Here is a 14,076-nt window from a genome sequence, read left to right as displayed (position 1 = left end):
TTTTCCTCCCCTTACTGTTCTAGATTTCCTAAGATCGTTAGAATATGACGATAAAACTCATCACGGCTTTGTTCGCCACGTTTGACTTCTTCGTGGATACCGCCATCTTTGATAAATAAGATTCGTTCACAGTAGCTGGCAGAAAACGGATCATGTGTTACTAATAGAATTGAAACATCATCTTTTTGATTCAATTCTTTCATCGTATCTAGCAAATCACGCGCACTCTTAGAATCTAAAGCTCCAGTCGGTTCATCACCTAATAAGATCGTTGGTTGTGTAACCAAGGCACGAGCTGCTGCTATCCGTTGTTTTTGACCACCTGAAATCTCAGAAGGATAACTTCCCATGATATGAGAAATCGATAAACGTTCTGCTACTGCTTTGACCCGTCGCTTGATTTCTTTAGGTTTAACACCTTGTAAGGAAAGTGGTACTGCAATGTTTTCTTGTGCAGTTAAGTTTTCTAGTAAATTAAAATCTTGGAAAATAAAGCCAATCTCTTTCGCACGAAAGTCTGCTAATTGGTTTCCTTTTAACTTTGTTACATCGTTTTGATTGATTCGGATATTTCCGTCTGTGGGTTTATCTAATGTAGATAAAATATTTAACAACGTTGATTTACCAGATCCAGAAGCCCCCATGATTCCGATAAATTCTCCTTTTTCTACTGTAAAGCTGATCCCACTTAAGGCTTGTGTCTTCTTCTCATTATTCTTACCGTAGATTTTTGTTACATTTTGAACCTCAACAATTTTTTCCATTTTCATCTATCCTTTACTTAGTTTTTCTTGTGCTAACTTAGGTATATCGTTTTGTTTGACTTCTTCATAAGAAGTGACACCTTTTTTTTCATTCCATGTAATCTCTAAATAGGCTCCTTTTCTTAAAGGACGAGGTTTTTGTCCATTAAATGTTAATATTTTTTCACTTCCCTTTTCATCATATCCGGGAAGAGTATATTTATATTGGATGGTTATTTCATTACGATTATCTTTTATTTCCTCTTTTTCTCCATCTGTCGTAATTTTGACATAGTAGCTATCGCCACCCATGATCATTCGATCCGCAATTTTTAGGCCCCCAAAGATAAAAACTACCGAACCTAATACCAACGCTGCAATGGAAATGCCAATCCCGACCAGTAGTTTCTTCATTTCCTCTCCTTCTTTCACATATGATAGGGCAATTATAAAAAAAAAGTCCGTATTTTACCTTTGATTTAGCTGTCAAATATCTTTCAATATTGTCATTTATCTATCACAAAGCAAAAGAGTGATCCGCAAGCTTGAATCGAATCGTTTTTTATTTAGATAATAGTTTGATGAATTTTATAAAAAGACGTTGAGATAAAAGTGTTTAGCATCAAGAAATAAGAAGGAATTTCCGAAAACTGCTTCTCATATTTTTTTAAGATGCTGCTTTGATCTTACCGTGAACAAGAGGTCAGCTCTATGAACGCCGTGAATCAGAGGTCGTGAAAATATCGGGTAGCTCTGATGACAATAAGAAAGAATTTTTTTGAAACAGCTTCTCATGTTTTGAAAAATTCAGGCTTATTTCAAGGAGCTGATGTTTGAACACCGTTTAAAGCAAGAGGCTGTGAAAGAAGCGTTCAACTCCGAGCGAATAAGAGAGGATTTTTTTAAATAGCTCCTCATATTTTAGAAAATCATCGCTTATTGTTGAGGAGTTGCTTCTTGAACGCCGTTTATTCGTTTTTAGAAATACTAAAAAAGACTGAGTTTTGGCTCAGTCTCTGACTACTCTACTGTTCTATTATAGAAAAAATACAGTTGAAAAATTCGTTACAATCATACGATATTTACTCAATAATGGTTATTTTTCTTTCACTGTCCCTGTATTAATGACCGGTTGTGTTCCTTTATCTGTAATAATCGAAACAAGTAGGTTATTGATCAATTGGACTTTCCGATCATCTGTAAAATTGATCTCTTGTCCTGTTTCAATTTGTTCCAATGCCATTTGTGTCATCGTAACTGCTCCTTCAACGATCGTTTGCCGAGCAGATAAAATAGCTTTTGCTTGTTGTCTTTGTAACATTGCACTAGCAATTTCAGTCGCATACGCTAGATGATTCAATCTCGTTTCAATCACCTCGACCCCAGCAACAGATAACCGCTCCTGAAGCTCGTTGGCTAATTCATCAGAAATGGCAGTCGTATTGCCTCGCAAAGTCAAATCTTCTTCATTGAAAGTATCATAAGGGTATTGGCTGGCAATATGACGAATCGCTGTCTCACTTTGAATCTCAACAAAGTCTTGGTAATACGCCACATCGAACAACGCCTTAGCCGTGTCAACAACTTTAAAGACTACGACGGCAGATATTTCGATGGGATTGCCGTCTAGATCGTTCACCTTTAAAACCGAACTGTTAAAATTTCGTACTTTTAAAGATAAGTTGATTTTTTGTGCAAACGGAACCGTTAAGAAAAAACCACTTTCTCGTATCGTCCCAATGTACTGTCCAAAAAACAAAATAACTTTTGCCTGGTTGGGACTAACAACCGTTGCGGAGCTTAGTAGTGCAATAGCAATCAACCAACAAACGAAACCCATGACCGTCTGGAAGATCGCTCCACTTGTCATGCCAAAATAGAATAAGAAGCCGCCGATACCAACTAATAACACCAAACCGATCAATCCAATATACCCATTTACATAAACCGCTTTCTTTTCACTCATCACTTAGTTCCTTTCTTAGACCATTCCTACATGATTGGTTTCTTTCTAATACGAGCCATCACTCCCTCTAATTCTAATTCCTTATCTTCTGTGATATACCAACCGCTCACTTGTGGTCCTCCGGAAGTTTGGGGTAGATATTCTAACCTTGTGCGTACCCAATGTTTTTCTTCGGTAAAATAATCTTCCACTAAAATCTCTAAATCAATTCCTGCAGAAAGAATCAAATTCTCTCGAACTGATTTGAACACAAAACGCTCTTTTTCTTCGTCGTACTTTAAGATCCCTGTATCTAAAATCGGCAAAGAGTAATAGTCTAATTCCCTCTTTACTTTCAATAAATGATGGAATACTTCATTGTAAACTTGTTCTAATTGCCGACCTTCTGAGTTATTCGGGTAATCGATCATCACACGTTCTTTTTTTGTATCATAATATTTATGATTAAGTTCCGTGAGATAATTATGTAATTTTGTTATTTCTAACTGTAGCTCTTCTCGTTTCGCTTCATCTATTCTCATCTATTTTTCCACCTTATTATCTCAGCTGTGTTTTCTCTATTTTCTCTTATTTTACTACAGATTTGTAAGTTAAGCGATGAAAAAAATCGTTATTCCCCATGATACTGCCCGATGTCTTAACATCCTAACAGTCATATCTGTTATATTAGCTAACCTATCTGAGAAACTATCTATCAAACACCTATCCGAGATAAAAGATGTAAAATCGTTATCTAAATGTGAATAAACCGTTATTCGAAAAAAATTTTACGTGGATCATCATCCATAATCAACGACCGTCATTCAAAATCTTTTGAAAAAAATCGCTTAATCAAAAAATCGAAAAGTTCCAAAAATAGTTGCACCTATCTTTGAACCTCTTCGATTTATTTCTCTTTACTTCCTCTTAATGACAGACTTTATCCTTTTTAAACATCATATTGATGGTTTTCGTCAGCTATCACCACACTGCTATCATAACCAGTGATTTTTATATTGTTTTCTCCTTTGATCACTGTTTTGATTGGTAATTCTTCATTATTTTTTGTGACAGTTGACATCCCTAATAGATCAATATCTAATCCAATCTCTCCATTATCAAGAAAGTCTACATAGCAATTTTCTAACATAACTGTTCCTTGGGTATTTTTGAATCCATTTAAGAATAGATTCCCATACTTGGCATTCAATTCGATGTTTGAAATATCTGAATTATCAATATTTACATAACTTTGCACAGAATTTACTTTAACTTTTTTTCCATCAACTTTATTAAATGTAATGTATCCACCATTATTTGTAACGGAAACATTCTCACTCACTACGTCATTTAATAAAAGTTGTCCTTGCTCTCCTTCTAACACAAGTTGATCTAAAGGAAGTTCGCTAGGAACTGTCAGGGTGATTTTGGATGTGTTATTCATTACATGAAACAAGACGTTTTGTTCACGACCATTTCCGTTAATCGTCAAAGTATCTCCTTTAGTAGTGACTTGAGGTTTACTTGCTTTTTCATACGTAGAGTTAACTTCAAAATTTTTGCCACGTTTGATCTCAACTTGTTGGTATTGTGCATTGACCACTATTTTGTTGATTTTTTCTTTTGTCGATATCATTTGTGAGTCATGGTTCATTTCGACCAATTGAGGGCCATTTTCCCAAGCAAGGCTTCGGTGCGTCCCAAACGCATAGGTTGTCCCGGCAAGTAAGCCACCACTAACCATCAAGCCTAGACCAGCCATTAAAAAATATTTTAATTTCATCTTCACACCTCTTTTTCTTATAACTTCGACGAATGAATCGCACGTCTCGTTACAAAACGACGTCCAACCCACTTCACAAAATTCATCATCATTTTAAATATCCATTTTGTCATTTTCAGAAGGAGCGGCGCACAGAAGACGACAGTTCCGGTAGCGAATAGCCCTAATCCAACGTAAAATAATCCACTTTCTATCGACTGCCCCAACACACCAATACCCGAAACAACTGAAAATAATCCAAGCCCTAAAACAGTAATACAACCGACATAACCACCTACCAGCAAAGCGACTAATAGACATAATAACCCCACGATCACTGCAACAAAACCAATCGCCAAAGGAATCAACAGAGGGGAGGCACATAAGCCAATCACGATCATCCAAATCAACCGAATTTGTCGTTTAGAACTTCTTGGGTTGACTTCATCTGTTGCTGAATCATCTTGTTCAGAGAAATAATTGATTTTCAATTTAAGCGCAAACTGTTTAGGCGTACCATATTCTTCAATGATTTGATCAATTGTTTTGCCAGAATCTAAAAAATATTCTTCATAATATTGAATCAAATCGAATCGGTCATCTTCAGGAATCTCTTGGATTTCCTCTATTACCTCATCTAAATATTCATTCATGTTTATTATCCTCCAATAATCGATTTAAGGAATCTCGAAAGACGATCCACTCATCAATAATATCTTCTAACCGATTATACCCCGCTGGTGTTAATTGATAATATCGACGATTTCTTCCTTCAAAGGGTTCATCATAAGTATCTAAAAATCCTTCTGTTTTTAACCTTCTTAAGACGGGATACATCGTTGACTCACTTACCGACAGGCTTTCCTGTACGATTTTAGTCAACGCATAGCCATACATATCTTCTTTACTCAATGCAGCTAATACCGTGCCATCAAGTAATATCGTTGGAACTTGGATGTGCATTCCTTCACCTTCTTTTATACAATATCTTCTTTCACAACATATTATACTACATATAATATTGTTTTAAAATATAAATGTTGATTATTTTTAAATAAAACAGCATAATACTTAGATCTAAAATCTATAAATAACGCTCCGAAATCAATTGCTGCTTCAGATTATTAGAGTTGAGCCATTTGAGAAAGACAAAAACATACTAAGATTAGTCGACGGAATACCTTACCCACTCATCTTAGTATGTTTCTTTTATAACGTAATTGATCTGGTTTTAGTTCATAATAAAACAATTGAATAGAGCAACTACTTCATTATTAAAGTTTAGCTTTTTATTTTTTTAAGCTGATCACAGCTGTGGTTCCTATTTCAGGAATGCTATTATAGCGTATCGTACCCTCATGCAATTCAAGGATTTTTTTTACCAAAGACAATCCCAAGCCATTGCCAGCCATCTGACGGCTTGTGTCTCCTTGATAAAATTTTTCAAAAATGCGATTTTGAGTTTCTTCGTTCATCCCTAAACCTGAATCCGTTACTTCCAATAAAATATCTGTAGCATTTTGAGTCAAACGAATTTCGATCTTGCCATCAGGTTGATTATACTTGATCGCATTATCCATGATATTCAACCACACTTGGTATAAAAACTCTTCGTTTCCCTCATAAAAGACCGTATCCAAATCGATATGCAACTTCAACCCTTCCCATTTAGGTTGCAAAAACACGATGACTTCTCGTATTTGTTCATCTAAACGAAATTTATGCTTTTCGATTTTGACACTTTGGTTTTCTAACTTATTTAGTTTCAAGATATTTTCAGTCAACTGTGAGAGCTGAGTAATATTTTCAATCAATCGTTGCAAAAACACTTGCTTCTCTTCTTCTGGAATATCTGGTGCTTGTAACAATTGGACATAGCCTTGGATCGTCGCTAGTGGTGTTTTAAACTCATGTGAAACACTCGAAACAAAATCATTTCTTAGCGTTTCGATGCTATTGAGTTCTTGGACCATCACGTTGAAATCTTTATATAACTGTTGGACTTCTGCGACTTTGGGAGGTTCCTCCATTCGAATAGAAAAATCACCTGTAGCTACTTTACTCATATTTTTACGTAGTTCACTGATTGGCTTCAAGATCCTATGACCGACAAAGCCAGAGATTACCGTGCCGACGATCATGCTAAAAAAAGCAAAAACGAATAACGGATAGAGTGTTGGTCGTTCAGATGGCGTAACGTTTTGATGAGAAAGCAAAAAAATAAAGCCTAAGAAGCACAGTAGAGTCACTAATATTGAAACAAACACAATGCTAGCAAAGTAGATCCACAGTTGAGAGTATAATTTCTTTTTCATCTTTTGACCTCCGCTTTATACCCGAGTCCTCTAACGGTGATGAGCTGGAAATCTTCACTTGCTTCAAAACGTGTCCTTAATCGTTTGATATGTACATCGATCGTTCGTTCTTCTGTATTTGTATCCAGCCCCCAAATATCGTCCATCAATTGTTGTCTCGTAAAAATCTTATTCGGATAAGCTAACAGTTTGTAAAGCAAAAGAAATTCTTTCTGAGGCAGCACACTGACCTTTTCATTTTGTCTCACTTCATACGTTTCCTGATCTAAGGTAGTATTTCCAATATTCAATTGATTACTATGATTGATTTTTGCTCGCCTTAATAACGCTTCCACACGTAAAACCATTTCATTGACATCTACGGGTTTCGTCATGTAATCATCCGTTCCTAACTGGAAACCACGTTTTTTATCTTCAAAATCGGCTTTAGCCGTGATCATCAGCACAGGAAGCTCTATTTTTCCATCTTGTAAACTTTCCAACAATTCATAACCATCCATCTCAGGCATCATGATATCGGTAATAATCAATTCTACATGAAAATTTTCCAATCGTGCTAGTGCTTCTGTTCCACTACTAGCTGTGACTACCGAAAAACCAGCATGTTCTAATACTGAACGATAAAGCAATTGTAAATTTTCATCATCTTCTACTACTAATATACGGTTCATTTTATTCCCTCGATTTTTTGAAAAATTTCTTGTTTCTTTCTGATTGTTCATATTGAGTTAACATTCATTGATTATACTGCGTTTATTGTTCTGATATACTTTTAAGTATACCGAATATTCTAATAAGAAAGAAGGACGAATATGCTACAACTTAAAGATATAAAGAAATATTATAAAGTTGGCGAAACAACGACTAAAGCATTAGATGGCGTATCTGTTGCCTTTAGAAAAAAAGAATTTGTTGCCATTCTTGGTCCAAGTGGTTCAGGAAAAACAACGATGTTGAATGTCATCGGTGGCTTAGACAACTATGATTCCGGAGATATGGTGATCAACGGAAAGTCCACAAAAGACTTTAAAGATAGCGATTGGGATGCTTACCGAAATAATTCGATTGGTTTTATTTTTCAAAGTTATAACTTGATTGGACATTTAGGAATCATCGAAAATGTTGAATTAGGGATGACACTTAGCGGTGTGGCAAAAGAAGAAAAACGCCAAAAGGCTGAGGAAGCCTTACGCCGTGTCGGTTTAACGGACCATATGCACAAAAAACCAAACCAATTATCTGGCGGACAAATGCAACGGGTCGCAATTGCTCGTGCTTTAGCCAACGATCCAGATATCCTCTTATGCGATGAACCAACTGGAGCACTAGATACCGAAACAAGTATCCAAATCATGGAATTGATCCAAGAACTATCTAATGAGAAGCTAGTAATCATGGTTACCCATAACCCTGATCTTGCTCATCAATATGCAGATCGAATCATTGAATTTTCAGATGGTAAAATCTTGGCAGATTCACATCCTCATATCGAACGACCAAAAGATGATCAATTCAATTTACGTCGGACAAAAATGAGTTTCTGGACAGCCTTGAAACTTTCATTTAATAATATCCGCACGAAAAAGGGGCGAACATTTTTGACGTCCTTTGCTTCAAGTATTGGGATCATCGGGATTGCGATCGTCTTGGCATTATCTTCAGGCTTCCAAAAACAAATTGATAAAACACAGTCTGAAACGATGGCAAAATTCCCGATCACTATCTCAAAAGTGACAACTAATCGTTCAACAGATTCTGCTTCATTGGGTACTAGTAAAGCGGATTATCCAAATACAAAGCAGGTAACTGCTAAAATCAGTGATGAAGATAAAGCACAGCACACCAATAAAATCGACCAATCTTATGTAGATTATGTCAAAGATATCGATCCTAATTTAAGTAATAATATTGGCTTTACTCGTGCTACTGGTATCAATATGCTTCGCCAAGTTGATGGTAAAGTGCAACCAGTAAGTTTCTCTAACCAAAACCCTGAAAACGAATCATTATCATTATCAAGCACGATGTCTGCTATGACGGGTGTCGGTGTTTCCAGTTTTCCAACACAGTTAGACAATCAAAAAGAAAACTTTTTAAAAGCGAACTATTCACTGCTTTCAGGCAGTTATCCTGCTTCTGCGAATGACGTGGTCTTAATCGTAGATGGTAACAACAATACAAATATCAATGCCTTGAAAAACCTGGGCTTTGATGTAAAAGACGGTCAAAAATTAGACTTTGATCGCATTGTTGGGACAACTTTCAAAGTGATCAACAACAATGATTACTACACGAAATTACCTACTGGCAACTTTATTCCAAATACTGATTACGATACGTTGTATGCTAATTCAACGAACGAAGTAAAGATTGCAGGGATTTTACGAGTAAAATCTTCTTCAACAATGAATCTTCTTTCCCCTGGAATTGCATATAGTGATCAATTAACGACACAAATCGTTAACGAAAATAAAGATTCTGAAATTGTAAAAGCGCAAAAAGATAGTGATACGAATGTGATGTCCAACGAAAAAGTGGATGAGACAGCTAAACAATCACTGATCAGCTATTTAGGCGGTGACAGCATTCCAACTAGCATCATGATCTATCCAAATAACTTTGGTGACAAAGAAAAAATCCTTGATTACTTAGATGCTTACAACAAAGGAAAAGCAGAAGAAGATAAAATCATTTACTCTGACTTAGCAGGAACAATGACTGAATTGACTGGTGGTTTGATGGATGCCATCACTTATGTATTGGTTGCTTTTGCTGGTATCTCACTAGTGACAAGTATGATCATGATCAGTATTATCACGTATACTTCAGTCATCGAACGTACCAAAGAAATCGGGGTGTTAAAAGCATTAGGGGCTCGTAAAAAAGATATCACTCGTGTTTTTGACGCAGAAACTTGTATCTTAGGAATCTCTTCGGGCTTATTAGGTGTTTTGATTGCTTGGTTAGCAACGTTCCCAATCAATCATTTACTCTATCAAATGACTGATCTAAAAAATGTGGCTCAACTGAACCCACTCCATGCACTGATCCTCGTGATCGTCTCTACGATCTTAACGATGTTAGGTGGGCACATCCCAGCAAGAATGGCTGCTAAAAAAGATGCAGCGATTGCTCTGCGTGCAGAATAAACGATTGATATTGATTGAAGAGGGGGGCTTGTGCCTCTCTCTTTTTTCTACTATCTACTAATTTAAGATTTTGTTTTCTTCTATTTTAATTCTTTTAAAAAAAAATAATTTTCTTATTATTTCAATCAACATCTTTCTCTTATTAATTACAAAAAATGGGCTGCTAATTAATTATTCCAAAAGTGAAGTTGTTTCTTGTTTAATTTTTTGGAATCACTTCTACAGAAACGATATCACCGATGTCTTTCTCAATTTTTTTACGAATATCTTTACGTATCCCTAAGATGTAGCAAATTGTTCCATCTTCGTTTTTTACCCCCATATTCACAATACTTCCCTCATATGCTACTCCATCAAATGTCGCTTGAACTTTGACTCGGCCTACACCAAACTCTTCTCTGAGATCATAAGGAAAAATGATATATGCGCCACCCTTACCTATTTCAGAAGCATAAATTTTTGACTGGAAAGAATATTTTTTTTGCATTTCCCCACCCCTTTTTTGTTCAGTATAACAAAAAAAAGGACTCTCCACAGCTGATCGTTCAACTGTATGGAGGAGCCCTTCTTGAAATTAACTGATTCTTGCACTTACTTGATTAGCTGACTATTTATTTGCTTTGACTTCTTCAACTAATTTCGTTAATGCTTGTTGTTGGAATTGCGTTGCTAATTCTTTTGACAATGTTGCTTGTTCTTCTGGAGTCATGGCTGGATTTTCAGTCATAGCTTTCATCAGACCTTCTTGTACAAAAGCCTTTGCGTCGCTTTCCATCGTACTTTGTTGTTCTTTTACTCGTTGCGCTAATGTTTTTGCTTGATCCGTACTTAATTCGATCCAATCAGCTGGAATTTTAAAGGTGTTCACACGACTTGCATACTCGTGGTTATTGTCCGCTAGATTGAACCAGAATTTATACATATCATTTTTATAGACCCAATAAGTTGTTTTTGCTACTTTTTGCGCTTGACCAGTCGTACGTTCTACTTTATTGGTTTCATTATCAGTACCGGTAGCTTTTGGTTTCTTTTGGTCTTCATTCGTACGGTAAAGGTAGACTTTTTCAGTCCCGTCACCTAATGCTTGATATAAAAGCATATTTGCACTATCTGAATCAGCACTTGATACGATGTTAGTGGTTTTCGTTTCAGTTACTTTTTCCATACCAAAATGGTTGGATAAATTAGCCACGATCAATCCTAAGGATGCCACAAAGACTAACCCAAAAAGTAATGATACAATTGTTTGCCAAGCTTTTTTTGCAAAGATATTCATTAGGGCAAAAGCCACTAAACTAATGATCAATACGAAAATAATCATGCTTTATCCCCCGCTTTCGCTAGAACAGGTTCTTTTCTCTTCAATAAGAAGGCAATCACAAAACCAATCACACCAAAGACGATTGCTACAAAGAATGCTGCGTGGTAACCAGATAATGTCGCATTGATCGCTTGGTCTTTATAAGTTAAAGGCGTGCTTTCTAAGACTGATTTTGCAGGTAGATTATCTTTTGTTACATTGGTCAATACACTGATCAAAATAGCTGTCCCAATCGAACTAGCAATTTGTCGGAAGGTATTGTTTACTGCAGTCCCATGACTGATCAGTTTGTTTGGTAAAGCATTCATACCAGATGTTGTTACTGGCATCATAACCATAGAGATCCCAAACATCCGAATCGCATAGAGAACAACAATATATAAAATAGGCGTTGTTTTTGTTAAGAAAGCAAATGGTGCTGTTGCAGCGGTTAGCACGAACATCCCGACAATCGCTAAACGTTTTGCACCGTGTTTATCAAAGATCGCACCTGTGATCGGCATCATCGCCCCCATAATCAAGGCACCGGGTAGTAACATCAAGCCAGAATGAAAAGCTGATTCGCCACGGATATTTTGGATATATAGAGGAACAACCATTTCAGCACCGACCATCGCCATATTCGTTACACCAGCTAAAACTGCTGCAATCGTAAAGGTTGATGATTTAAATACACGCAGTTCCAAGAATGGATTTTCCAAACGAAGTTGGCGCCATGCAAATAAGGCAATAAATATTACCCCTACGATCAAGAAGCCGATCACTTTCGCACTGCCCCATCCAGCATCACCGACACTTGAAAAGCCATAAAGCAAACTACCAAATCCAATTGTTGAAAGGATAGCAGATAGAATATCGATACTTGGATTTGATAACGGAATAACGCTTCGCATCAAGAAAAAGGCTAAGACCAAAACTAAGACGACAATTGGTAAGACCATACCAAATAGATCACGCCAATGATAGTTATCAATAATATAACCTGATAATGTTGGTCCTAAAGCTGGAGCCAATCCAATAACGATTCCTGACATCCCCATGGCAGATCCTCTTTTTTCTGGTGGGAAAATCGATAACATAATATTTTGTAATAAAGGCATTGAAACACCCACACCACAGGCTTGGATCAAACGTCCAATCAATAAAGTACTAAAGTTAGGGGCAACAAAACAGGTAATTGTTCCGATTAAAAAGACTGACATTGCTGATAAATATAAACTTCTTGAACTAAATTTATTGATCAGCCAAGCAGTAATCGGGATCATGATTCCGTTAACCAATAAGAACCCTGTTGTTAGCCATTGAACACTTGATGCAGAGATATCAAAATCTTTCATCAGCGTAGGAAAAGCTGTAGTTAATAAGGTTTGATTTAATACCGTACAAAAGGTACCAATCAATAAAACGACAACTAATAGTGTCCGATTATATGGTTTGCCGTAAATATCTACGGGTTGATTTTTATTCATATTTCTCCTTCTTTCTGAATTCTTTCTGAAACCACTTGAATACTTTAGTCCTATTTCGTTCATTTGTCAACCTACTTGACACATAAGTTATCCCAAGTATAATTAAGGAAAGTTAGACAACAAAAGGAGGGACAAAAATGGTAGGAGCATCCCTGAAACGTTTATTAGAAAATGATCATTTACTGGTAGGAATCAGTGAACTAAGTGAAATTGTCGGTGTGTCTCCACGTCAGTTACGATATTGGGAACAAAAAGAATTCATTCGTTCCGTTTCTACTGGTGTGAATTGTCCTCGAAAATATCAATTACCTACTGTTATCAAGGTTGAGATTATCAAAAAATATTTAGATGAAGGCTATACGTTGAACAAATCAGCTGAAAAAGCCGAAGAACGTCTAAAAAAAATGAAGCATGTCCGCAAAGTTTTTTCCAAAGCAATCAAAGAAATCGAATTGATTGATGAAAGATATACTGTTTTATTGATCGGTGATTTCAAAGAGACAACTGAAGACTCAAAACTTTATATCATCCACGATGAAGCAACAGATGAACTCACGTATAAAATTGTCCCCGTAAGCGAAAAAATTGATTTCGAACAATTATTGAAAAATCTTTAAGCAATGGAAAATAAAATGTAGTCAAATATCCCAATTTCTCATGTGTTTTACCAAAACAATTTAAGAAATTGACGATAACCGACTACATTTTTTGCTTCTTTTCTATCTTTTTCAATTCACTACTATCATTAAATGAAGTTATTCAATTAAGTTTATCTTATATTCTCTATTCCATTTATTATTTCTATCTTTTTTGCTCTTCTAATACGCCCGTCAACCAATTCGCATATTCTGTTTCTCGATTGATCGCATGGGATAAAATCAAATAGTGTCCATAATTTTCTTCTTGTTCTTTTCTTGTTGGAAATATCCTCTCTTGACGTGCCAATAGATGTGCTCGCTTTTCTTCATGGAGATCCCGTTGCTGCTCAATGATCTCTCTCAACATCGGATCATTCACATCTTTCACAAAATATAATTTCAACACAAACTCGTCTCGATTGACTGGTAATTCATTCGTTGGCGTCCGAATCCATTCGTTTAACAATGCCTTTCCTTCATCCGTTAATTGATAGACTTTCTTCTCCAATTTCATCCCTGTAATTTCAACTTCATGTTTGATGATCCCTCGTTCTTCCATTCTTGCTAATTCAGGATAAATTTGACTATGCTTCGCTTGCCAAAACTCACCGATTTCATTTTTGAACGATTGGTTTAATTCATAGCCTGTCATCTTTTTTTTACTCAACAATCCTAACAAAATATAGCGTAGCGTATTTTTTCTCGCCATGCTCTCTCCTCCTTGACAAATCCTT

At 36.2% G+C, this 14,076-nt stretch carries 15 protein-coding genes; 2 read left to right on the top strand and 13 right to left on the bottom strand.

Annotated features, from left to right (window positions below):
- Positions 1–11 precede the first annotated feature (11 nt).
- The 9 genes from IGL30_RS01365 to IGL30_RS01325 form a co-directional block, all read right to left on the bottom strand.
- A complete protein-coding gene (locus IGL30_RS01365; protein WP_088745376.1) occupies positions 12–764 on the bottom strand; it encodes an ABC transporter ATP-binding protein in 753 nt (250 codons plus the stop codon).
- 6 nt (positions 765–770) lie between these two features.
- Positions 771–1,157 carry a YxeA family protein gene (locus tag IGL30_RS01360; protein WP_010736939.1) on the bottom strand — a complete coding sequence of 129 codons (387 nt, stop codon included), beginning with the start codon at positions 1,155–1,157 and terminating at the stop codon, positions 771–773.
- 682 nt (positions 1,158–1,839) lie between these two features.
- The gene (locus IGL30_RS01355) at positions 1,840–2,709 is read right to left on the bottom strand and encodes an SPFH domain-containing protein (RefSeq protein WP_034699254.1); all 870 of its coding nucleotides are present in this window, start codon (positions 2,707–2,709) and stop codon (positions 1,840–1,842) included.
- A gap of 26 nt (positions 2,710–2,735) precedes the next feature.
- On the bottom strand, positions 2,736–3,230 hold the full coding sequence (locus tag IGL30_RS01350; RefSeq protein ID WP_010720238.1) for a DUF5348 domain-containing protein: 495 nt from the start codon (positions 3,228–3,230) through the stop codon (positions 2,736–2,738).
- 407 nt (positions 3,231–3,637) lie between these two features.
- Complete coding sequence (locus IGL30_RS01345) at positions 3,638–4,471, bottom strand: DUF4097 family beta strand repeat-containing protein (protein ID WP_088745375.1); 834 nt, start codon at positions 4,469–4,471, stop codon at positions 3,638–3,640.
- Between the two features lie 17 nt (positions 4,472–4,488).
- Positions 4,489–5,103 carry a DUF1700 domain-containing protein gene (locus IGL30_RS01340; RefSeq protein ID WP_010720241.1) on the bottom strand — a complete coding sequence of 205 codons (615 nt, stop codon included), beginning with the start codon at positions 5,101–5,103 and terminating at the stop codon, positions 4,489–4,491.
- A complete protein-coding gene (locus IGL30_RS01335; protein ID WP_088745374.1) occupies positions 5,096–5,413 on the bottom strand; it encodes a PadR family transcriptional regulator in 318 nt (105 codons plus the stop codon). Before IGL30_RS01335 ends, IGL30_RS01340 begins: the two co-directional genes overlap by 8 nt.
- Before the next feature lie 326 nt (positions 5,414–5,739).
- Positions 5,740–6,765, bottom strand: a complete 1,026-nt coding sequence (locus IGL30_RS01330; RefSeq protein WP_123874931.1) for a HAMP domain-containing sensor histidine kinase — start codon at positions 6,763–6,765, stop codon at positions 5,740–5,742.
- A complete protein-coding gene (locus tag IGL30_RS01325) occupies positions 6,762–7,436 on the bottom strand; it encodes a response regulator transcription factor (RefSeq protein ID WP_123874930.1) in 675 nt (224 codons plus the stop codon). Before IGL30_RS01325 ends, IGL30_RS01330 begins: the two co-directional genes overlap by 4 nt.
- Before the next feature lie 141 nt (positions 7,437–7,577).
- Here IGL30_RS01325 and IGL30_RS01320 point away from each other — a divergent pair, with 141 nt between their 5' ends.
- Entirely contained in the window at positions 7,578–9,914 is a 2,337-nt protein-coding gene (locus IGL30_RS01320) for an ABC transporter ATP-binding protein/permease (RefSeq protein ID WP_249509772.1), read from the top strand.
- Positions 9,915–10,113: 199 nt separating this feature from the next.
- Here the strand turns inward: IGL30_RS01320 and IGL30_RS01315 are convergent, their stop codons facing one another.
- The 3 genes from IGL30_RS01315 to IGL30_RS01305 form a co-directional block, all read right to left on the bottom strand.
- Positions 10,114–10,401 (bottom strand): DUF1905 domain-containing protein, encoded by a 288-nt coding sequence (locus IGL30_RS01315; protein WP_034699260.1) that lies wholly within the window; start codon positions 10,399–10,401, stop codon positions 10,114–10,116.
- A gap of 120 nt (positions 10,402–10,521) precedes the next feature.
- A complete protein-coding gene (locus IGL30_RS01310; protein WP_081128217.1) occupies positions 10,522–11,235 on the bottom strand; it encodes a DUF4811 domain-containing protein in 714 nt (237 codons plus the stop codon).
- A complete protein-coding gene (locus tag IGL30_RS01305; protein WP_034699264.1) occupies positions 11,232–12,704 on the bottom strand; it encodes an MDR family MFS transporter in 1,473 nt (490 codons plus the stop codon). The genes IGL30_RS01310 and IGL30_RS01305 overlap by 4 nt, the downstream gene beginning before the upstream one ends.
- Positions 12,705–12,841: 137 nt before the next feature.
- Here IGL30_RS01305 and IGL30_RS01300 point away from each other — a divergent pair, with 137 nt between their 5' ends.
- A complete protein-coding gene (locus IGL30_RS01300; protein ID WP_010720251.1) occupies positions 12,842–13,321 on the top strand; it encodes a MerR family transcriptional regulator in 480 nt (159 codons plus the stop codon).
- A 184-nt stretch (positions 13,322–13,505) separates the two neighbouring features.
- On the opposite strand, the gene IGL30_RS01295 is transcribed toward IGL30_RS01300, so the two are convergent.
- Complete coding sequence (locus tag IGL30_RS01295) at positions 13,506–14,051, bottom strand: PadR family transcriptional regulator (RefSeq protein WP_063626489.1); 546 nt, start codon at positions 14,049–14,051, stop codon at positions 13,506–13,508.
- Positions 14,052–14,076: the final 25 nt, after the last annotated feature.

Origin of the sequence: Enterococcus sp. DIV1089c (assembly GCF_050530965.1) — a bacterium.
In the GTDB taxonomy this organism is placed as follows: domain Bacteria; phylum Bacillota; class Bacilli; order Lactobacillales; family Enterococcaceae; genus Enterococcus_B; species Enterococcus_B hirae.
The sequence above is the reverse complement of the archived record's forward strand: the minus strand, read 5'-3'. Positions and strand labels throughout refer to the sequence as shown.

Bases quoted from the DNA above. Each gene is read 5' to 3' on its own strand.
- IGL30_RS01365 (WP_088745376.1), bottom strand. From the start codon at position 764: ATGGAAAAAATTGTTGAGGTTCAAAATGTAACAAAAATCTACGGTAAG.
- IGL30_RS01360 (WP_010736939.1), bottom strand. From the start codon at position 1,157: ATGAAGAAACTACTGGTCGGGATTGGCATTTCCATTGCAGCGTTGGTA.
- IGL30_RS01355 (WP_034699254.1), bottom strand. From the start codon at position 2,709: ATGAGTGAAAAGAAAGCGGTTTATGTAAATGGGTATATTGGATTGATC.
- IGL30_RS01350 (WP_010720238.1), bottom strand. From the start codon at position 3,230: ATGAGAATAGATGAAGCGAAACGAGAAGAGCTACAGTTAGAAATAACA.
- IGL30_RS01345 (WP_088745375.1), bottom strand. From the start codon at position 4,471: ATGAAATTAAAATATTTTTTAATGGCTGGTCTAGGCTTGATGGTTAGT.
- IGL30_RS01340 (WP_010720241.1), bottom strand. From the start codon at position 5,103: ATGAATGAATATTTAGATGAGGTAATAGAGGAAATCCAAGAGATTCCT.
- IGL30_RS01335 (WP_088745374.1), bottom strand. From the start codon at position 5,413: ATGCACATCCAAGTTCCAACGATATTACTTGATGGCACGGTATTAGCT.
- IGL30_RS01330 (WP_123874931.1), bottom strand. From the start codon at position 6,765: ATGAAAAAGAAATTATACTCTCAACTGTGGATCTACTTTGCTAGCATT.
- IGL30_RS01325 (WP_123874930.1), bottom strand. From the start codon at position 7,436: ATGAACCGTATATTAGTAGTAGAAGATGATGAAAATTTACAATTGCTT.
- IGL30_RS01320 (WP_249509772.1), top strand. From the start codon at position 7,578: ATGCTACAACTTAAAGATATAAAGAAATATTATAAAGTTGGCGAAACA.
- IGL30_RS01315 (WP_034699260.1), bottom strand. From the start codon at position 10,401: ATGCAAAAAAAATATTCTTTCCAGTCAAAAATTTATGCTTCTGAAATA.
- IGL30_RS01310 (WP_081128217.1), bottom strand. From the start codon at position 11,235: ATGATTATTTTCGTATTGATCATTAGTTTAGTGGCTTTTGCCCTAATG.
- IGL30_RS01305 (WP_034699264.1), bottom strand. From the start codon at position 12,704: ATGAATAAAAATCAACCCGTAGATATTTACGGCAAACCATATAATCGG.
- IGL30_RS01300 (WP_010720251.1), top strand. From the start codon at position 12,842: ATGGTAGGAGCATCCCTGAAACGTTTATTAGAAAATGATCATTTACTG.
- IGL30_RS01295 (WP_063626489.1), bottom strand. From the start codon at position 14,051: ATGGCGAGAAAAAATACGCTACGCTATATTTTGTTAGGATTGTTGAGT.